Here is an 18,970-nt window from a genome sequence, read left to right on the forward strand (position 1 = left end):
GCGCCGAGGGCGTCCTGCACCTGCACCACGGGGGCCGCGATCTGTTCCGCGAATTCCCCCAGGAGCGCGACGGCACTCCGGCGGAGGACGCCCTTGCCCGCCACGATGACAGGGCGCTCCGCCTTGGCGAGCGCCTCGAGAATGGCCGCGATCTCGCGCTCCTCGGGTTCGGAGAATCGGGGTGCGAGGCAGACATAGGGGGCCACCTCGGCGGGCTCCGCCGTGATCATGTGGGGACTGGCGTTGGTCTCTCGCGGAAGCTCGATATGAACGGGGCCGGGCCGTCCGCTGCGGGCGATGTGAAAGGCGCGGGCCATGGCTTCGGGGATGTCCTCGATCCGGTTCACATGGAGACTGGCTTTCGTGATGTGCTCGAACATTTTGTGGGTGAAATAGGTGTCGTCCACCCCGTGGAAGGCTTCGAGGCCCGCTTCCGGCGGGACGGCGCCCGTGATGTGGACCATCGGACTGGCCGAGGCCATGGCCTGCGCAACGCCGCTGGTGGAGTTCAGGGCGCCGGGCCCCGCCGTGACGAGACAGACGCCGGGCTCTCCCGACAGTCTGCCGTGCACATCGGCCATGAAGGAGGTCGACGCCTCGATCTTACAAAGGATGAGCTGGATGTCGCTCTCGTAAATAATGGCATCGTAGATAGGGAGGATATGGCTGCCCGGAAGGGTGTAGACGTGTTTCACTCCTTCGGCTTTCAGGGAGGCGAGAACCGCCCTGCCGGTATGGAGTTTTCCGTTTTTCGTTTCCGCCATGGGTGGACCCCTTAGTTTCGCAATATGAAAAAGCCGCCCCGCCCCGGAAACAAGGCGGCATGCGCCGTCCTTTGTTGAGGGAAAAGCGCGGAATCTGTACCATAGATGAAAACCGGTTTTTGTTTCCACTGCGGATCTGGCTTGAGAGGGGGGGAGGATGTTTCGGATTACGCCGATACCGGATGAGGCCAAAGGAGATCATGAACCTTACTTCGAGCGCTCGCGGGCCCTGTGGGGGAGCGTCCCCAATTTTTTCAGGACGTTGGCCCACTCGCCGAAGGCCCTGCACCACATCATGGAGCTGAGCTACTCCCTTCGGAGCAACTGGAAAATCTCGCCCGAGAGAATGCGCCTCATGCAGCTGGCCATCGTCACCCCGAGCCGGATGAACCAGTGCCTGATATGAACGACCCACAACCAGGAGCTTGGTCAAGCTGCCGGTCTGAATCAGGATCATTACAGCGCGCTGGACGCGGGCTGGGAGTCGAGCGATCTGTTTGATAAGCGGGAGAAGGCGGTCATCCGCTGGGCCCGCGCGCTGACCCTCAACACGGCCCGCAATAACGATGCGGCCTTTGAAGCGATGCGGGCGCACTTCAGCGAACAGGAAATCGTCGAGCTCACCCTGTTCACATGCCTCTTCAACGCCTGGAATCGCCTTCAGGACGGATTCCGGAACGAGCTGGAGCCCCCCGAGGGGCGGATCAGCTGGCCGGCGGACTGGGAAAAAGAGGGCGCCTCCCGCTAGCGGCGGGGCCTTTTCCGAAGACACCGGGCTGGAGGTGTGGATGTCCGTACCCATCTTGTTGGCGATTCTGGGGATGTGCGCCCAGGGGGCCTCGGATTTTTTCTACAAAAGGGCGCAGAACAGGGGCATCGTCCTGGAAACTTATCTCCAGGTCGAGTGGATTCCCTTCGCGCTGGTCGCTCTCCTCTTCGGGTATCTCAACGGCGATCTGGAGCCGAACCGGGCTTCCCTCATCTACGGCCCCATCTTCGGTGTTTTCTCCTTCATCGCCATTTTTTTGTTCGTGAGCAGCCTCCGGGAAGGCGAGGCGAGCATTAACACGCTCATTTTCCGCCTCAATTTTGTTCTCGTCGCCTTTTTCGCGATTCTTTTTCTGGGGGAGCGCTGGACCATTTCCCTGACCGCCGGCCTGGTCTTCGCCGGCCTGGCCATCGCCAGCACCGCGGTCATGGGCAGAAGCCGGTCCCCGGCGGGAGGCGGTGGTGGGAGGAGAGGCCTTTCGTCGCGCTCTTTGGCGCTTGTGCTCTCTGGCATGTTCTTTTTCTCTGTCGTGAACGTCATCTTCAAGGTGAGTGTGGTGAACGGCGGCAACGTCCCGTTCCTCATCGTATTCGGTGCCTGCAGTTGGAGCGTGGCAGCGTTCATTCTGATGGTGGCGAGAGGGCGGTACGGCTTCCCGCCGGGCAACTGGATTTATTTTCCCATCACCGGAAGCCTCAAGTCGGTGTCTTTCTTTTGTCTGCTCACTTCATTTCGGCTGGGCGGAAACGCGAGCGCGGTAGTGCCCATCGTGCAGATGAGCTTCGTGCTCACGGCCATTTTGGCGGCTGTTTTTCTGGGGGAGACGTTTAATCGATGGAAGTGGGCCGGGCTTGGATTCGCCGCCCTGGCCATCTTGGCGCTCTCGTCATAAGTCCGGGGAAGGGGAGGCGGCTTGAGTCTTTGTCGGGTTCGGGTAGAATACCGGCAGGGTGCGGATTTCAACATGCCAAGGGGATTTATTGATGAATGATAAGCGTCTTTTTCAGAGGTTCGGCTCGCCGCAGGAAGTGGACGGATCGCCTTCTTTGCTGATTTTCGTTCCGGAGATTTCCGAGGCGGCGCTGACGCCGGATGATTTCAGCGCGGGCGGCTTCAAGGTGCACTCCCCGAAACAGCTCGAGCCGGGCACTCTTCTCTCCTGTACCATCCGCTCCGGCGATGTCGCCATCGAGGGCTGCAAGGCGCAGGTGGCGTGGGTGGAGGAATCCTCCGACGGCAATGGGTGCATGGTGGGCATCGCACTCGACATTTCCGAAGAAGTCAGAGACAACTTTTCTTCGATTTTGACGGCCATCCTCAGTGGCGAGACGCCGGAAAGCCTATAGGCTCGACGCTTCCCTGAACCATCCTACCGGAAGCCGGCGCCCCCGTTGACCTTGACCGTATCCCCCGTCATGAAAGGGCAGGCGTCCGAACACATGAAGAGCACCAGCTCGCCGATCTCCTCGGGGGTCCCCATCCGCCCCATCGGGATCGAGGCGCTCATTCTTTCCCACAACTCCTCTGAAGCGCTTCTCTGAAAGGGCGTATCCACGTATCCCGCCGAGATCGACAGGCAGCGGATGCCCCGGTCGGCGAATTCGCGGGCGATCCCGAGCGTCATCGTGGTCACCGCCCCCTTGGCCGCCCCGTAATGGACGGCGATGCCCGGGGCCCCGTTGAGATGGGCCATGCTCGCCATGTTGACGATGACCCCGCCGCCGCCCGCCAGCATCTCGGGGAGCACGGCCTGTGTGCAGTAGAACGTGCCCTTGACGTTCAGATCGAACGTCTTGTCCCAGGTGTCGTCATCAATTTCCAGAAACTTGCAGCGCCGCACAATGCTGCCGGCGGAGTTGAACAGGAAATGGATTTTGCCGAATTCACGCTTTCCAAGGCGCACCATCTCCCCGGCATCCTCGCGGCGCGTCACGTCCATGGCAAAAGGCAGTGCGGCGCCCCCAAACCGGGAGACTTCATCGGCGATTCGGCGTGCGCCCACCGCGTCGAGATCGGCACAAAGCACATTCGCCCCTTCGCGGGCGAAGATGCGGGCGGTGGCCCGGCCGATCCCGCTGGCGGCGCCGGTGATGAGTATCGTTTTACCGCTGAAGTAGTCTGGCGTTTTGACCATGGTATTTCCTCCGACAATTCCGGGTGGCGTAGGGGAGACATTGTATCGCCTCCGGGGGAAAATGTGCGATGATGCGCGCCATTCGCGCTCTCTTTGTTCGGGACGTTCACGGAATGACGCCAGTCAATCCCAGAAAATCTTCCGTGATCTATTACGGATGGGTCATTATCTGGCTCTCGTTCATGACGATGGCGTTTCACTCGACGGCCCGCTTTTCGTTTTCCATTTTCCAGATTCCGCTGATCGGGGAGTTCAACTGGTCGCGAGCGGCGCTGGGCGGGGCGTATTCGCTGAACATGTTTCTGCACGGCTTCATGGCGCCGGTAACGGGCTCCCTCATGGACCGCTACGGGCCGCGGCGGGTGATGCCCTGGGGGTCGGTGTTCGTCGGCGCGGCGCTCGCCTTCGGGTGGTTCATCACCTCGCTGTGGCACGTCTACCTGTTGACCGGCCTGATTATGGGGATAGGGAGTGCCCTGAGCGGCTACCCGATGCATGCCGCCATCGTGCCCCGCTGGTTTCGGCGCAAGCGGGGGATGGCCGTCGGCATTGTTCTGTCGGGAATCGGGATAGGGGGACTCATGCTCTCGCCCACCATCGAGCGCCTGATCGCCCATTTCAGCTGGCGGCACGCCTACCTCGCTTACGGCCTCTTTGTTCTGCTCGTGCTCGCCCCGCTGAATTTTTTCCTTGTCCGGAACCGCCCGGAGGAGGTGGGGCAGGCGGTTGACGGTCTTCCGCCGCGGGAGGAGGACCCGGCCTCGTCTCCATCGGCCGAAGCGCGCGTGGGCCTTCGGGAAGCCCTCTCGGCCGTGCGGGGGGACTCCCGGTTCACCGCCCTCGTCCTGATGAGCTTCATCACGGGCCTTCACATGAACACCATGATGAGCCACATGGCGCTCTATCTGGTGGATCAGAACTACGGACTCTCCCTGGCCGCCATCATTTTGGGGATCACGGGCTTTCTCCGTATGTTCGGAAGCATATCCATGGGCTGGCTCAGCGACCGCATGGGGCGGATTCGCGCCCTGAACATCTCCTACGGGATTGCCGCCGCGGGACTTCTTTTGACTCTCCTCATCCCGCAGCTGGGCTATCTCCCGATCCTGGGATTCCTCTTCGGGATCATCTACGGGTTCGGGATGGGCGGGATGGCCTCGATCTCTGCCGCCCTGTCGTCCGATATATTCGATCGGCGGGTCATCGGGATGGTGATGGGCGTTTTCGAGATATGCTTCGCGATCGGCGGCATCGTCGGGCCGCCCCTCGCCGGCCTCGCGTTCGATCTGACGGGAAGCTATTCCATCCCCATCACGGTGCTGATCGCCGCGATGGTTCTTCACATATTCATCGCGGCAAGGGTGACGGTGGCGCGGGCGGACTAAAAGGCCGGCCCCTTCGCGCCATCTTCCGGAACGATCGCTGTACCATCTCCAGATTGGCGGCGCACCGGAACCCAAAATAAGCATGGCCGGTGTCGAGCCTTCCCGGATCGACCGGGGTGCGCGAGGTGGCGGTCAGGCCCTCGGCATCGCTCGATGAGGTTCCGCCCCGGGCGACCCGGGTATCCTCGGTCTTCAGGTTCTCTCTGCCGTCGCGGCTCTGGTAGGGGTATTTCCGGTAGAGCGAGCGGGTCCACTCCCACACCTGGCCGGCCATGTCGAGGACGCCGTAGGGGCTTGCGCCCTTGGGGTAGCGGCCGACCGGGACGGTCTCGCCGTGAAAGCCGCCGAAGAAGGCCAGCTCCTGGGTGGGCGGCTGGTTTCCCCAGGGATAGAGTCTCCCGTCGGTCCCGCGGGCGGCTTTTTCCCACTCGGCCTCGCTGGGGAGGCGTTTCCCCCGCCAGCGGCAGTAGGCGACGGCCCCGTGCCAGCTCAGCTCCGCGGCCGGGTAGTTCTCAAAACCCTTGTCGGCCGTCCAAACGCCGCCCCGGCGATGAATGCGCGCATCCGGGTCGGGGGCGTCGAGATACATCTCGCCCAGCGGGCCGAGGTGGCTCTTCGCCCGGATGAATTCGGCGTATTCGGATACCCGCACCAGGTTGCGGTCGATGTAAAAGGCGGAGAGATAGACCTGGTGCGCGGGTTTTTCATCGTCCGGACCGTTGTCTCTTCCCATCTGGAAGGGGCCCGCGGGGATGAGGACCATCCCGGCGTATTTCCCCTCCGCCGGGGCCGCGCCCGCAGGGGGCAGGGCCACTCCGGAGAGGGTCATCCACACTAGAGCGGCGACAGCGATCCTGGGCATCGGAGGCATCTCCCGCAGGGGTTTGGGCGGCGCCTGGGATTATAGCCGTTGCAGGTCCTCTCCGGCGATCACCTCTCCGCCAAAATGCTTGGCGACTTCCGCGCAAAGAGCGTCCCGCGCCGCCATCGGCGGCAGGATGTGGGACATGGCGACGGTCTTGACGCCGGCCGCCGCGGCGGTTTTTCCCACCTCCTCGGGGGAGGCGTGGTGGGCGGCGATGATCTTGGCCTGCTCCGGCGTCTGTCCCATCTTCTCGACGATCTCCGAGGCGATGCAGGGGTGCATCACGAGAACGTCCGCCCCCTGGGCGAAGGGCACCAGTTTCTCTGTGGGCCCCCCGTCGCTCGCCAGGACAATCGCGCGCCCATCCGCCTCGAAGCGGTAGGAGAGCATGTCCGCCACGTTCCCGTGGTGGGTGGTGTGGTCCACCCGGATTTTGATGCCGTCCACCTCGAGCGCATCGCCCGGCGCGAGGACCCGGGTCTCGATCTCGCAGCCATGGCGGGGCCTTCCCTCGGCGACGCGGACCTCGATGTCGTACTCGTAGTAGGCGAGCATTCTTTCGACGATCTGCGTGACCGGGGCGGGGCCGTAGACCCGGAGCGGGGTCTTAGCGCCGAGGATCCAGCGCGTAATGAAAAAATCCCCGAAGCCGGTGTAGTGGTCCGAGTGGAAGTGGGTGAAGAAAAGATGATCCACCTGGGGGACTTTGAAGCCGGCCGCGGTGATCTGGCGGGGGACGTTCCGGCCCGCGTCCACGAGGTAGAGCTTGTCGCCCAAAACGATGCCGTCCGCCTGCCCGCTGGTCTTGGGGAAGGGGGGCGGGGCGCCGGTGCCGAGCAAAACGAGTTCCATGGAGTTTCCTTTCCGAGCGAGTTTTTTCTAAGATTTCAGGCCGGATTCTTCAATGGCCTGGGCGATGAGTTCCGGGTGTTCGGGGGAAACGAGGTGGACGCCCGAGACGCCGGAAATTTCCGAGATTTCCTGCAGCATCTCGGCGCAAATTCTCATTCCTTCCTGTTCCGGCTCGGAAGCCGCCCGCAGGCGGCGGATCACCTCATCGGGCATGTGCAGCCCCCTATAGTTTTCGCGCATCCAGAGGGCGGTCTGGTGCGAGGGCAACAGGGCGAGGCTGACGAGCGCGAACATTTTCCCGGAAATCCCGTTGTCGTTGAGCCTGGAGATATAGCGCCGGATGGCGGCGGTGTCGAAGCAAAGCTGCGTCTGGATGAAATGGGCGCCCGCGCCGGCCTTGGGCTTCAGTTGCGCGAGCCATTCTTTCTCGGGCTCCATCTCGGGAAAATCCGAGGTCCCGATGAAGAATTGGGGGGGCGCATCAATGGGGTAGCGGGACGGCAATATCCCCCCGCTCGTCATCTTCAAACCCTCGGAGGGGAGCACCCCTTTCTCCGCCATCTCCGAAACCAGGCGGATCAGTTCGGCGGGCGCGGCATCGGAGGCGCGCCTTCGGTGCGTCCGCCCGCCGGCGGATTGGTTCTCGCTCTGGAGGATCAGGATGTTGTGAATGCCCAGAACGGCGGCGCCCAGAATGTCGTTCAGCATGGCGACCCGGTTCCGGCTTTCGCAGGAAAACTGGAGGATCGGCTCGATGCCGCTTGCGGCCAGCACCGCGGCGCAGGCGAGGCCGGAAACCTGATAGTGGGCGCCGCCCGTGTCCCGCACGTTCAGGGCGTTCACGCATTCGCGGAGCGGCGCGGCCTGGGCGAGAATGGAATCCGGACTGCCGGAGGCGGGCGGCTTCATGTCCGCCGTCAGGGCGAATTCCCCGGCCAGCAGATTCCGCACCAGCCGGCTCTGCACCGGCAAAGAAACCGCGTTCCGCATCCGTCTGCCTCCCTGTTTTTCCGCTGTTCCTGTTTATTCTAGGCCTTCCGGCCGGTCCCGCCAACTTCCCCCGCGGCGGCCGGGCCGGAATTGCCGATTCCGGGCGCGTGCCGTATAACAGGGCCCATCGCATTCAAAACCCTGCATTGTCGCCCACCTATTGAATGGAGTGCCCGAAATGCTCACCGCGACCAAGGATATCGTGCTGCCCACTTCCATCATCGGCTCTTTGCCCCGGCCGGCCTGGTACACCCAGAACCTGGGAAGGAACTCGTTTCTGGCGGCCATGACCAATTCCAACTACCGCGAGCAGTACATTGACGCGGTTTCGGTCTATCTGCGGGATCAGGAGTGCGCCGGGCTGGATATCCTCACCGACGGCGACGCCCACTACGATGAAGAGGTGTGCGGACAGAGCTGGACCACGTATCCGATCTACCACATGGACGGATTCAGCCGGGAGCTCGAGCAGCCGGTGCAGCCCCATGCCATGGCGGTCAAGTTTCCTCCGGGCCACATTCTGCACGATTACCTCGAATCGCGGATCATCCCGAGACTCTCCGGCCCCGTCGGCCGCGGAAATCTGCAGTACGCCCCCATGTGGAAAACGGCCCAGCGCCTGACCAAAAAGCCCGTCAAGTTCGGGACGATCACGGCCGAAATCCTGGCGATGTCGATCCAGGACGATCACTACAAGGACGTGCGCGAGCGGGTCATGGCCTTCAGCGATGCGCTGAACGCGGAGCTGACGGAACTCGTCGCCGCCGGCTGCCCGGTCATCCAGATGGAGGAGCCGCAGATTCACATGTATGCCGCACGCGGCGTCAAGGACGGGCCCATCACGCCGGATTTCCTGGTGGAAGTCTTCAACAACACAGTGAAAGGACTGCGCGAGAAGGCCGAGGTGTGGTGCCATACCTGCTGGGGCAATCCCGCCCAGCAGCGGATGTTCGATGAGGTCCAGAAGTACGAGCCCTCGCTCGAGTACTACAACCAGATCGACGCCGATCTCATTACGTTCGAATCGTGCAGCTCCGGCCGGGCGGAACTCGATGTGATCGGCGAGCGTATCAAGGGTATGAAAATCGGTGTCGGCGTGATCGATCACCACGGGCTGCAGGTGGAGCGGCCCGAGGAAGTCGCGGATCACATTCGCGAGGCCCTGAAGCACATCCCCGCCGAGCGGCTGGTCGTCGTATCGGACTGCGGGATGGGCCGCGAGGGCATGAGCCGCCGGCACGCCCGCTACAAAATCGCCGCGCTCGTGCAGGGCACGAACATCGTCCGCAAGGAGATCGGGGCGCCCGAGGCGGAATGCCTGATGACCGAACCGCGGTATTCGCTGACGAAGCGCCAGGAAGCCTAGCCCCCGAAAGCGGGAGGTCTCCGCCGGGCGCTAGCCGATTTTTACCGAGCCCTGCGTCTGGCGGCGCATATCCCACCACACCCATTTCGCGGGCTTTAGCGTGATGCGCACGCGGATCTTCTTGGCCGTGGGGGTTTCCTTGTAGGTCTCCCACATCTCGGGCCCGAAGAACTGATCGATAATCCGCTTCATCCCGTCGTGATCGGTACCGAGCACCTCGGAGACTTCCGCGTTCCCTTCGACGGTGACGCAGCGGAAGGGGGGCTCGGCATCGTCAATGCACAGCGTGAGGGCCGGGTTTTTTTTCAGATTCTTCACCGTCACCGAATCCGCGCCCGTGCTGAGGAAGAACGATCCGTCCTCCGGATAGAACTTGTAGCAGAGCGGGACGACGTGCGCAGTGCCGTTCGGCCGCACGGTGCAGACCCGGACCATCCTTCCCCGGTCGGATAGAAACGCATCCATTTCGGTGGGACGCTCGGCCATGTTCTGCCTCCTTGAATGATATGAGAGATGTCTCTGCCGGCGCCCGCGGGAGCGGCGGCGGATCAGGGATGTCATATTTTCGGCGTCGGCCCGATTTTAACACGATTGCTCGCACTTCTTCTTTTCATCTTTCCTGGATTTCAGAGGGGGATTTGGACATGAAAATGTCAAAATGTTTCACGGGAAAAATTGAAAGGGAGAGGGTGCACATGCCGATCGAGCAGGGCCTGGTACCGGGGAGTCATCCCCGGAGCCGGGAAATAATGAAACGATTTTTAGGACGATATCGAATAAAAAAGATAAAAAGATAGAAAAAGATGAAATAAATGACCTTGTGATTCTTCCCTCGAATGATAGGCTGGGGGCCCTTCTCGCAGGGAAAAAGGCGTTCGGTTGCATCCGATCGGCAGGTGGAGAATCGGTATCCTTTTGTATCGGAAAGGGTTGAGCGTGAAGGTGTGGATTCCGTCCTTGAAAATGGACCGCAAGTTGTGGCGGGCCGTGCTCCTCGCCCTTTTGGCGGCGGCTGTGTTGCTGCCAAGCCGAGGGGTGGCGCGCTTTACGGGCCCCATCGCCCGGCTGATGGCCATTCGCCATGCCCACTATGCGGGTCAGGATTTCTCCCGCCTCGTTTTTGATGTGGAAGGCGCCGGAAAGCTCAGCTTTCTTCCCGCAGAGGTAAAGGGGAATACCGTGGTCCTCCGTTTCGAGGGGGCCGACGCCGACCTCTCGCTTCTGCGTTGCCGGACGCCCGGCCGAAGGGTGGCGCGACTGGAGGAAAACGCCTCCGGGTCGCTCTTGTGCCTGATCGAAGGGGAACTCATCGAGTCAATCGAGATCCGCCGTGTGCCGGAAAATGCGCTTCTCCTTATCATCCATGTCCCCTCGGTGCCGGCCCGGATGCTCGCCTACCGGCGGGAGACTCTGCGGGGAACCCTCCGTCGGCCGGAGGCGGCCGGGAAAATGCGCCACGTCATCGATCTGAGTCCCATGGGGTCTGGTGCGGCTCCCCGAGGCAAATGGACGGCCCTCCCGCACTTTCCGCCTCCCGCTCTTGCCCGCGGAGGAGACCCCCCCCCTCATGCGGGCCGTCTCGGTTGCGGGGGATGGCGGTGTGTGGGCGCGCCGCAACGGCAACGGGCACCATCCCGGCGGCGACCAAAGCGAAAAGGATTTTCTCCGGCATGTTTCCACCTCCTTGCCCATCATTCCGAAGCGGGTACCACTCGGGACCGCCCCCTCGGCCAATGGGAACTCCGCTGCGGATGCGCCCTCCTTCGCGGGGAAGAAAGAACTGAAAACGGCGCGTCAACGGGGAGGGGTTACCCAGCTCAGCGAGAATGGGAGCGCGTCGGACATTGATCTCTCCGATCCGCCGCCCATACGGAAAAAACCCGAGCCCCTCTTTCTGCCGGGAATGGTCAATCCACTCACCAGCGCTATGCAGGGCAACACTCAGCTTGCCGCGGTGCAGACGGCCAAGACAGCCACAGAACTTTGGCTTCCGCGCATCATCGGCCATGACCTGCCGGAGATCGGAGGCGGTCTTCCCGATTGGATGAAGCGCATCGAGTTCGAATGGGACGTCACCGAGGGAGAAAAGTCCCGCTTGGCCCTCTGGACGGTCCAGCCGCTCCTGCAGAGCGAGAAACAGACGGACACCCTGTTTACCCAGCTCCAGCTCGGCAATATCTCCGGCCTCGGAGGCGGGGACATGACGCTCAACGCCGGTCTTGGCTACCGCAGGCTCCTGGCCGAGAACACCGCCCTCGCGGGGGTGAACATTTTTTACGATGTCGCCACAGAGAACGACCACCGGCGCCTCGGTTACGGCGGCGAACTCAAGTGGAACGCCTTCGATTTCCGGTCAAACTTCTATGTCCCCCTCTCTGATCGCCACTCGATTGGAAACGGCATCCTCGAGGAGGCGCTCGCGGGGCACGATTTCGAGATCACCTCCCAGATTCCCTATCTTCCCTGGGCCCGGGTGCACGTCGCCTGGTTCTTCTGGAACGCCAAGGAGTCAAGAAACATCACGGGCAGCCGCTACACGCTCGAGCTGGACGCGCATCCCAACTTGCAGGTCGAGTTCGGCCTCCAGGACGACAACCGGACCGACAAGACCTTCTTCGCGCAATTCCGTTTTCGGTTCGCCTCCGAGAAGATTCCGGCGGCGACCCGCTCCCGCGGCTTCGACACGGTGGCGTTCCGCCCCCGCGACATGCGCGACCAGACGCTCCACCGCGTGCGGCGGACCAACACCATCGTCGTCGAGCGGCTTTCCACCGTCCTCAGCGGCGGCGGCATCGTCATCACGCGCGGGAACTAGCGGAGCTTGGGGCGGATGCGGGAAGACATGATTTTTGCCAGGAGCAAGAAAATGGCCCGCAAGGGGACGGGGAGGGAAGGCATCGGCGGGCGTCGCCTTATCGCGGCGGCGGCGTTCGTGCTTTTCACGGCACTCGTCCCCGCCGCCGCCCAGGCCGCCCTCGGCACCGGCGCCGCCACCCAGTTCCTCATCACCGTCAACGCCGTGGCCCTTTGCACCAATGCCACCTGCACCCAGAAGGCCGAGCTCGGCCGCGGCACCAAGACGTTTGATATCGCCTCGGTCGCCGTCGGCAGCGCGGTGGGCTCGTTCTCGCAGGTCAACAACCTGGTGAAGAACGTCACCTACACCCATGTCCAGGTGGAGATCGGCCGCTCCTACACGCTGACCGGCTCGGTCGCCTTCGGCGCGGACACCTGCTTTACGGACGCCAGCGCGCCGTCGGGCTCGACGACCATCCCCAGCAGGGGCAAGCACAACTCCGCGCCGGCGACTCCCCAAACCCTCTTTTTGCCTGATGCCGGGGCTTTTGGAGGCAACCCCACGCAGGCCGCCTACGACGCCGCCGGCGTCGCGTTGCTCGGCCCGGCCACCGCGGCCGCCGTCCTCCCCTTGACCCAACCCTTCACCGCGGTGGACAAGGCCCCGACCATTTCCGTCGCCTTCAACACCCAGAGCGCCCTGGGCGCCTTCTTTACGGCCCCTTCCACATGTTTCATGTTTGTCGAGGCTCCGAGCGTCACCATCTCCATTACGACCCCCTAGTCAATTATCGGGGGGAGAGCCGTCAGCTATCGGGGCAGGAGCCGCCAGCGGGAAGTCTGCATGCGTAAACCCACCGGGAGATAAAATTCGGAGGAGGGATTTTCGGTGATGGAAAGCCGTGGCAGCAAGCGCAGCTTCATGTGGTTTCGCGTGGAGGAAGGGCAAAGAGGCCTGGAGAGTCCGCCCTTGCGGGTGGCGGTGTCCGACGTGACGGATGCTCCTGTCGTCCCGGAGGATTTCGGCACGGGCGGCTTCCGCTTCACCGCGGGAAAGCCCGCCGTGCCGGGCGATCCGGTTGAGGTTTCCGTGCGCGTGGGGGAGTCGTCTCTGGAAGTCTGTAAGGGGAACGTCATTTGGCGCCAGGAGTGCGCGGGGGCGGGCTGGACCACTGGCGTTGCCGTGCAGATGAGCGATGACCAAAGAGATCGGCTCTCTTCCCATCTGACGAAATTTCTGGCGGAAAAGAGAATTCAACAAATCGAGGAAGACTGAAATATCTCTTTGCCTTTGGGCGAGAGGCAGGCGTTTTGCCATCAAACGTGTTTTCTCTTGATCCGGCGGGCAGGCTTTCCACTTTATCTTCCAATCTGAAAATTCCTGTTTTTCCTGCGAACTCACGCGGCTCAATTTTATCAATTTCTTCCCATAAGTCGGCTGTCGCTGCCGGAAATAATGATTGAATGGATATATAGTATCAGTAAATGTCCGATGCGATATCGCTGTTTCAATCCGGGCCATGTCTCATCGTTCGCGCAGGAATTTGCGCTGGGGGAAGAAGTGATGAATGAACCGCCCATTGGCAGTGTCGTCCGCAAAAAGGAAAGAGGAAACGTCTGGGTCGTGGAAGACGAGGAAGACGTCCGCCATCTTCTCGGGGAGCAGCTCGAGTCGCGGGGCTACCGGGCCACGCTTTTGCGCGACGGGTATGAATTTTTGGAGATGGTGAAGGCGAAGTCGCTTCCCCTTCCCGATTCGATCATCTGCGACTGGCACTTGGAGCCACGGGACCAGAAACTTCCCCGCATAGACGCCCCGGCCGTTTTGCGCATGGCCGAGCATCACTTTCCCAAAACCCCGGTGATAGTCATCACCGGCTGGCATAAGAGTCTCGATGATCTCCACAAAGTGATGCTCTGCGGTGCCCGGGCCTTTTTGACCAAACCATATACGCTTGAGGAGCTTCTCGATAAGCTCTCCGCCGTGACCCGGGCAAAAGCGCCGCCCCAAAACAGGCCCCGGCCGGTGTCGAAGCAGGAGGCTGTCCGGATAGAGCCGAAACTTGTCCAGAAGGGAAGGGATGTCCCCGCGGGGAACGGGCGCACCGCCGAAGGAGCGGGCCGAAATCTCCCGGCCCCAAAGGTGGGCGCGACCAACGGGGTACCGTCTCCGGCGGCATCGGCATCCGAAATCGAACCCCGGCACCTCCCGCCGGCGGAAGAGCTCCTGGAGGAGGATGTGGTCCGTGATTATGCCGTGTCATTCGAGGATCTCATCACAGACTTCGAGGAGGGCCTGCTCGTGCTCGAGAGTCATTTCGAGAACGGACAGCTCGAGGATTTCGCGGGTGCGTTCGAGGTGGCGCAGAGGGGCTACCGCGCGCTCCATACGCTGAAGGGCAATGCGGGATTCCTGAAGGCCTACCATTCCCAAAAACTGATCCACCGCCTCGAGGACATTCTCGGCGATGTGCGGACGCACCTTGGCAGCCTGAACGCGGCTCTCGTCCGGCGCCTCATCGATCATTTTTTGGTGGGGAAAGATGTCCTGACGGGGATTTGCAGCTTCATGCAAACCCACAGGAGAGAATCGGGATATGAGACGACGCCGGCGTACGGTCTGTACGAGCGCTTGCTGAGCGACATTGACACCCTGGGCAAGGAGTTCCAAAAAGTCGGCTCCGGCGCGAAGGAAGAAGCCGGGACTTTCGACGACATGTTTTGAGGAGGGAAGAAGATTGGCCAATCGGGTCCGTGTACTTTCCGCGGATGATACGCATCTGAATTTTCTGAAAATGCGGTTTTCCACCATTGCCCGTGAAAGGGAAAATGCCGATACGTACGTCTACGAGATGATTGCCGAGGCACTCAACGGGTTCGAATTGATCGATGCCTACAACGTGCTCGTCGCGAGCGGAGATCCTCCCGATCTGATCACGCTCGACATTGAAATGCCGAAGGCCGATGGGTTGTGGACGCTGCATGAATTGTCCAAACGCTACCATCCCCATCCGCCGGTGGTGATGGTGAGTTCGCTCGATGACGAGGAGGTCCGCATCAAGTATAGCGAGTCTCTCGCCGCCTATGACAAGCAGCGCGGGGACATGCCCGATGCCAAAAAAAGGGAGCTACTCGCAAAGGTGGCGGACCGGATACGGGCGGGACAGGTGGAGCCGGGGAAGGTGAACACGCTGGTGGATGCGGGTCTCCGGCTGGGATACGACCCGATCCGGCTTGCCGAGTATCTGGGCGCGAAGGGCTATGTGGTGAAGCCCTACAAAACGTCCGAGCAGGTGACGTCTGTCCTCGACAATGCGCTGGCGTCAAAGAACGGGCGGTTTTTGACGGGAAAATCCTCCTAGCGCCTCCGGCCGAAATGCTTTGCCATGCCCGGTACTCATGCGTAAAGTGGGGTCCCCGGGGTTTTCCCGGGAGGGGAGGGCGCGCGCATGGCAGCCGGAACGCGGGGAAAGCCGTTTCTTCTTTCTGCCTTTTTGTTGATTCTGGCCGCCGCCTGGCTGGCAGGCTCCGTGCTGATCTGGTGGGTGGCCGCCGGGCCTTTCACCGTGCTCTCGACCGTAAAAAATCCGTCCATCGCGGAGAAGTTCCGGGAAATCCCGGAGGCGCGCCGCGCTCAGGTGTTGCGCCACGCGGCGGGCGAGATCAACCGACGGCTTTTCCGTGGCTGGAACGTTGCCCAACTCTCGGGCGGTCTCGTGCTTCTGATCCTGCTTGCGGCGGGGCGGTGGCGGGGGGCACATTTCGGAGTGTTTGGCCTTTTCGCCGTCCTTTCCTTCCTCCTTGTCGTTTCGCACGCTTTCTGGATGGCTCCGGTGATTGAAACCCTGGGGCGCTCCCTGGATTTCGCTGACCGGGCGCTCCTCGCCGAATCGGTCAGGCGGTTTGGCTGGTACCACCGGGCGTACGTGATTTCGGATATGGTGAAGGCCGGACTCCTTCTGGCCGGGCTTTCGCTTCTCCTTCGGCGCGGCGCAGGATGAGGACTTTCACCTCCTGTTTTGCGAAACTTTCTTGCCGGTGAAAAATTCTCGTAATTTCAGACGAACACTGTTTTTTCCGATGTGATTGTCACCCCATTCCATATTAGAATGCGCCCAGTAGTACCTCTGCCGCTGCGGGAGCGTTTTTGATGGCGCGCCGCGAAACACTGGACGCACGAAATTCCAGACGCTTTCCTCTCTCCGGCCGGATGCTTTTCGCCGTCCTTGGGGGCGTTTTCGGACTCGCCCTCTGGGCCTCCCCGCCCCCCGCGCACGGCGCGCCCATGTGCCAGCCGGGTTTCGTCCGCCACGACGGCCAGGTGGTGCCCGTCAGCTGGAGCGGGGCCCCGGTGCGCACCGCCGCCATTCCGCAGGGGGCAGTGCGAATTCGCTATCTGGCGCACTCCAGCTTTGAAATCATTTCGCCGGACGGAACGCGCGTCCTGACAGATCCCTATTTCGGCGTCATGCCCAAGAAGCTCCCCCACGCCGTGACGGTGAGCAATTTTCATGAAACGCACACCGCGACGGGCCCCTTCGAGGGAAAAGCGCCGATCATCTACGGCGCCAAGATGGATGGAAGCGGCGCCGTCGTGAACCGCCTCATCCGGGGGATTCGCATCTTCGGCTATCCGCAGGAGGCGGCTCAGACCTCGCCGCCGATTTATGAGAACACGATTTTCGTCTTCAAGGCCGGAGGTTTGTGTATCGCCCACTTCGGAAACGCGCGCATCGGGCCATCCCCCCAGCAGCTTCGGGCGCTGGGGAAGATCCATGTGATGATGGTTCCGATTGACGGCTCGTGGACCGTGCCGCATGAGGTGGCCGCCCAGCTGGCCAAGCGCATCGGGCCGAACATTCTGATTCCGATGCACTATTTCGGGCCTGGTTTGCCGCTGCAATTTGCCGCCGCTTTAAAGGTCGTCGGCATCGATCGTATTCAGCAAGCGGAGAAGAGCGAAGTCACGTTTACCCTTCGCGGGCTTCCTGCCCCGACCACCTACTTGATGGTCCCCAGCAATGAATTGCCCTAGGCGAGGTCTCTCCCGGCGGGCTTTTCTCGCCTTGGCGGCGGGATGCACCGCCAGCATGGCGGGCCTTCCGCGATGGGCCGCCGCGCAGCCGGCCGAAAAGGGCCAGATCGAGCTGCCGCCCGAGTTTGCCCCTGCCCAGATCCGGTACGAAGGCGGGAGATGGCAGGAGTATTCCACCTCGCTGAAGACGCTGCTGGAGGAAATCCGCCTCCGTACGAGCATCGAGGCCGGCGAAGCGGAGCGGCCGATCCGCCTCTCCGATCCGGCTTTGTTCGATTATCCGTTTCTTTATCTGTCGGGCCGCTATGAATTCGAGATGCCGGCCGCGGAGGAAATCGAAAGACTCCGCAGGCATCTGACGTTCGGTGGCCTCATGCTGGTGGATGACGGCCTCGGGATAAACGATGAGGGCTTCGGGCACTCGGCCCGGTCCCTGATCCAGAAGCTCTTTCCGAGGCAGCCGCTCGAGCCGCTCCCGGTCGATCATTCCGTCTTCAGAAGCTACTACCTTGTCCGCTCCGTGGGGGGCAGACAGGCCATCAGCCAGACGCTCGAGGGAATCCGCCTGGGGATTTTCACGCCCGTCGTTTACTGCCGCAACGATCTGGGCGGCGCCTGGGCGCGCAGGGAGGACGGGAACTGGGCCGAGGAGTGCACGCCGGGCGGGGAGGCCCAGCGCAAGGCGGCCTTTCAACTCGGCGTGAACATCGCCCTATATTCGATGACCGGGAATTACAAGCGGGACCTGATTCACCATCCTTTTATTCAACGCCGCTTGAACCAGGGTTAGAAAATGGACTGGACTTCGATCCATTGGCCGGGTGGAGTGCCCCTGTGGTTTGTTCTGCTGGTGGGCGTCGTGCTGGCGGAGAGCCTGCGCCGCAGGTGGCCCTTTTTGCGCGAACGCCTCTCCGTGGGCCGGACGGGCATCCTCTTCGCCCTCCGCGGGATGCTGTACGGGCTCATCCTCTTTTTTCTCTCCGGGCCCACCCTCATCGAAAAAAGCGTGCGGAAGCTTCCGCCCCGCCTCCTGGTGCTGATAGACGGATCGAAAAGCATGGGGGTCAAGGACATGGCCGGGGGGCGCTCGCGGCTGGAGGCGGCTCGCCAGATTCTCCTGGGGGAGAAGGGCGGGGAGAAGCCGGGACTGCTCGCCCGCCTTTCACCCGGCTATGAAGTCAAGGTGTTGCGCTACGACACCCATTCTGCGCCCCTGCCGCAGGAGCGGCTGGCGCATTTCGCGGCCGATGGCCCGGGAAGTGATTTTCTCAACGCCATTCGGGAGGAGCTGGACAAGGGCAACGCGGCGGCGGGGCAGCGCCCCTCCATGATCCTCCTCCTCTCCGACGGCGGCGACACCTCGGGCGCGCCCTGGCCACCTCCCGGGCTGGAAAAGATACCCCCTGTTGTGAGTGTCGGATTCGGTGCGCCGCAGCGCTTCCGGGACATCTCCCTCCACGATGTGCGGGCCCCCCGCATCGCCTTCCGCGGAAAGGAGATCCGCTTCGAGGTCACGCTCTCCGTCAAAGGGTTCACGGGAAAGAAGCTCCCGGTTGCGCTTACCCGCGAGGGGCGCGTTGTCCGCACGCAGACCCTGGACGTGCGCCAGGCACCGAGCCGCCAGACCCTGCAGTTCCGCTATACCCCCGAGGAGGAGGGGGGGCTGCTCCTGGCCGTCGAAACGCCGGTGCAAAAAGATGAGTTCGTCCGCACGAACAACCGGGTGGAAATCCCCATCGAGGTCCGCAAGGACAAAATACGCGTCCTCACGATATCGGGCTCGCCGAGCTGGAACTACCGCTTCCTCCGATCGGCCCTCAAGCGCGACCCGGTCATCGATCTTGTCTCGTTCGTCTTTCTCCGCTCCTCGCAGGATGACCCCGGCGTCCCGACAGAAGAGCTGAGCCTGGTTCCCTTTCCCCTGGACAAGCTTTTTCTGGAAGAGTTGAAGAACTTTGACGTGATCGTCTTCGATAATTTTTCCACCCACGAGTATTTCAGCAATTACTACCTC

Annotated in this window: 21 protein-coding genes; 15 read left to right on the forward strand and 6 right to left on the reverse strand. The window is 62.2% G+C overall.

Going from position 1 to position 18,970, the window contains the following annotated elements; translation table 11 throughout:
• A partial coding sequence (locus O2807_01910) for a thiamine pyrophosphate-binding protein (GenBank protein ID MDA0999259.1) occupies positions 1-764 on the reverse strand: 764 nt, incomplete at its 3' end.
• Between the two features lie 157 nt (positions 765-921).
• On the opposite strand from O2807_01910, the gene O2807_01915 reads away from it, so the two are divergent.
• From O2807_01915 to O2807_01930, 4 genes are all read left to right on the forward strand, one after another.
• Positions 922-1,170: a hypothetical protein gene (locus O2807_01915; GenBank protein ID MDA0999260.1), complete on the forward strand. Its 249-nt coding sequence runs from the start codon at positions 922-924 to the stop codon at positions 1,168-1,170.
• 177 nt (positions 1,171-1,347) lie between these two features.
• Entirely contained in the window at positions 1,348-1,512 is a 165-nt protein-coding gene (locus O2807_01920) for a hypothetical protein (GenBank protein ID MDA0999261.1), read from the forward strand.
• Positions 1,513-1,552: 40 nt separating this feature from the next.
• A complete protein-coding gene (locus O2807_01925; GenBank protein ID MDA0999262.1) occupies positions 1,553-2,425 on the forward strand; it encodes a DMT family transporter in 873 nt (290 codons plus the stop codon).
• A 91-nt stretch (positions 2,426-2,516) separates the two neighbouring features.
• Positions 2,517-2,879, forward strand: a complete 363-nt coding sequence (locus O2807_01930; protein MDA0999263.1) for a PilZ domain-containing protein — start codon at positions 2,517-2,519, stop codon at positions 2,877-2,879.
• Between the two features lie 23 nt (positions 2,880-2,902).
• On the opposite strand, the gene O2807_01935 is transcribed toward O2807_01930, so the two are convergent.
• The gene (locus O2807_01935) at positions 2,903-3,667 is read right to left on the reverse strand and encodes an SDR family NAD(P)-dependent oxidoreductase (protein MDA0999264.1); all 765 of its coding nucleotides are present in this window, start codon (positions 3,665-3,667) and stop codon (positions 2,903-2,905) included.
• Between the two features lie 143 nt (positions 3,668-3,810).
• Between O2807_01935 and O2807_01940 the strand changes: the two genes are divergently transcribed.
• Entirely contained in the window at positions 3,811-5,052 is a 1,242-nt protein-coding gene (locus tag O2807_01940; protein ID MDA0999265.1) for an MFS transporter, read from the forward strand.
• Here O2807_01940 and O2807_01945 read toward each other — a convergent pair.
• The 3 genes from O2807_01945 to O2807_01955 are packed head-to-tail and all read right to left on the reverse strand — an operon-like array spanning position 5,015 to position 7,759.
• A complete protein-coding gene (locus O2807_01945) occupies positions 5,015-5,914 on the reverse strand; it encodes an SUMF1/EgtB/PvdO family nonheme iron enzyme (protein MDA0999266.1) in 900 nt (299 codons plus the stop codon). The genes O2807_01940 and O2807_01945 overlap by 38 nt on opposite strands.
• 39 nt (positions 5,915-5,953) lie before the next feature.
• Complete coding sequence (locus O2807_01950; protein MDA0999267.1) at positions 5,954-6,769, reverse strand: MBL fold metallo-hydrolase; 816 nt, start codon at positions 6,767-6,769, stop codon at positions 5,954-5,956.
• Between the two features lie 27 nt (positions 6,770-6,796).
• Positions 6,797-7,759 (reverse strand): methylenetetrahydrofolate reductase, encoded by a 963-nt coding sequence (locus O2807_01955; protein ID MDA0999268.1) that lies wholly within the window; start codon positions 7,757-7,759, stop codon positions 6,797-6,799.
• A gap of 178 nt (positions 7,760-7,937) precedes the next feature.
• On the opposite strand from O2807_01955, the gene O2807_01960 reads away from it, so the two are divergent.
• Positions 7,938-9,125, forward strand: a complete 1,188-nt coding sequence (locus tag O2807_01960; GenBank protein ID MDA0999269.1) for a cobalamin-independent methionine synthase II family protein — start codon at positions 7,938-7,940, stop codon at positions 9,123-9,125.
• A 30-nt stretch (positions 9,126-9,155) separates the two neighbouring features.
• Here O2807_01960 and O2807_01965 read toward each other — a convergent pair whose 3' ends face one another.
• Entirely contained in the window at positions 9,156-9,611 is a 456-nt protein-coding gene (locus O2807_01965; GenBank protein MDA0999270.1) for a pyridoxamine 5'-phosphate oxidase family protein, read from the reverse strand.
• Between the two features lie 1,081 nt (positions 9,612-10,692).
• Between O2807_01965 and O2807_01970 the strand changes: the two genes are divergently transcribed.
• The 9 genes from O2807_01970 to O2807_02010 form a co-directional block, all read left to right on the forward strand.
• On the forward strand, positions 10,693-11,940 hold the full coding sequence (locus O2807_01970; protein MDA0999271.1) for an inverse autotransporter beta domain-containing protein: 1,248 nt from the start codon (positions 10,693-10,695) through the stop codon (positions 11,938-11,940).
• A 51-nt stretch (positions 11,941-11,991) separates the two neighbouring features.
• Positions 11,992-12,705, forward strand: a complete 714-nt coding sequence (locus O2807_01975) for a hypothetical protein (protein MDA0999272.1) — start codon at positions 11,992-11,994, stop codon at positions 12,703-12,705.
• Between the two features lie 105 nt (positions 12,706-12,810).
• A complete protein-coding gene (locus tag O2807_01980) occupies positions 12,811-13,197 on the forward strand; it encodes a hypothetical protein (protein ID MDA0999273.1) in 387 nt (128 codons plus the stop codon).
• Between the two features lie 288 nt (positions 13,198-13,485).
• The gene (locus O2807_01985) at positions 13,486-14,646 is read left to right on the forward strand and encodes a response regulator (protein MDA0999274.1); all 1,161 of its coding nucleotides are present in this window, start codon (positions 13,486-13,488) and stop codon (positions 14,644-14,646) included.
• Between the two features lie 13 nt (positions 14,647-14,659).
• A complete protein-coding gene (locus O2807_01990) occupies positions 14,660-15,283 on the forward strand; it encodes a response regulator (GenBank protein ID MDA0999275.1) in 624 nt (207 codons plus the stop codon).
• Between the two features lie 87 nt (positions 15,284-15,370).
• Entirely contained in the window at positions 15,371-15,922 is a 552-nt protein-coding gene (locus tag O2807_01995; GenBank protein MDA0999276.1) for a DUF4149 domain-containing protein, read from the forward strand.
• Between the two features lie 149 nt (positions 15,923-16,071).
• On the forward strand, positions 16,072-16,956 hold the full coding sequence (locus O2807_02000) for an MBL fold metallo-hydrolase (protein MDA0999277.1): 885 nt from the start codon (positions 16,072-16,074) through the stop codon (positions 16,954-16,956).
• A 55-nt stretch (positions 16,957-17,011) separates the two neighbouring features.
• Complete coding sequence (locus tag O2807_02005) at positions 17,012-17,746, forward strand: DUF4159 domain-containing protein (protein ID MDA0999278.1); 735 nt, start codon at positions 17,012-17,014, stop codon at positions 17,744-17,746.
• A 3-nt stretch (positions 17,747-17,749) separates the two neighbouring features.
• The coding region (locus tag O2807_02010; protein MDA0999279.1) for a hypothetical protein at positions 17,750-18,970 on the forward strand (1,221 nt) is incomplete at its 3' end.

Source organism: bacterium (assembly GCA_027622355.1).
GTDB lineage: Bacteria > UBA8248 > UBA8248 > UBA8248 > UBA8248 > JAQBZT01.

Coding starts and splice junctions, on each gene's coding strand:
- O2807_01975 (MDA0999272.1), top strand. CDS start 11,992: ATGGCCCGCAAGGGGACGGGGAGGGAAGGCATCGGCGGGCGTCGCCTT.
- O2807_01925 (MDA0999262.1), top strand. CDS start 1,553: ATGTCCGTACCCATCTTGTTGGCGATTCTGGGGATGTGCGCCCAGGGG.
- O2807_01920 (MDA0999261.1), top strand. CDS start 1,348: ATGCGGGCGCACTTCAGCGAACAGGAAATCGTCGAGCTCACCCTGTTC.
- O2807_01930 (MDA0999263.1), top strand. CDS start 2,517: ATGAATGATAAGCGTCTTTTTCAGAGGTTCGGCTCGCCGCAGGAAGTG.
- O2807_01935 (MDA0999264.1), bottom strand. CDS start 3,667: ATGGTCAAAACGCCAGACTACTTCAGCGGTAAAACGATACTCATCACC.
- O2807_01915 (MDA0999260.1), top strand. CDS start 922: ATGTTTCGGATTACGCCGATACCGGATGAGGCCAAAGGAGATCATGAA.
- O2807_01955 (MDA0999268.1), bottom strand. CDS start 7,759: ATGCGGAACGCGGTTTCTTTGCCGGTGCAGAGCCGGCTGGTGCGGAAT.
- O2807_02000 (MDA0999277.1), top strand. CDS start 16,072: ATGGCGCGCCGCGAAACACTGGACGCACGAAATTCCAGACGCTTTCCT.
- O2807_01970 (MDA0999271.1), top strand. CDS start 10,693: ATGCGGGCCGTCTCGGTTGCGGGGGATGGCGGTGTGTGGGCGCGCCGC.
- O2807_01950 (MDA0999267.1), bottom strand. CDS start 6,769: ATGGAACTCGTTTTGCTCGGCACCGGCGCCCCGCCCCCCTTCCCCAAG.
- O2807_01960 (MDA0999269.1), top strand. CDS start 7,938: ATGCTCACCGCGACCAAGGATATCGTGCTGCCCACTTCCATCATCGGC.
- O2807_01985 (MDA0999274.1), top strand. CDS start 13,486: ATGAATGAACCGCCCATTGGCAGTGTCGTCCGCAAAAAGGAAAGAGGA.
- O2807_01945 (MDA0999266.1), bottom strand. CDS start 5,914: ATGCCCAGGATCGCTGTCGCCGCTCTAGTGTGGATGACCCTCTCCGGA.
- O2807_01995 (MDA0999276.1), top strand. CDS start 15,371: ATGGCAGCCGGAACGCGGGGAAAGCCGTTTCTTCTTTCTGCCTTTTTG.
- O2807_01965 (MDA0999270.1), bottom strand. CDS start 9,611: ATGGCCGAGCGTCCCACCGAAATGGATGCGTTTCTATCCGACCGGGGA.
- O2807_02005 (MDA0999278.1), top strand. CDS start 17,012: ATGGCGGGCCTTCCGCGATGGGCCGCCGCGCAGCCGGCCGAAAAGGGC.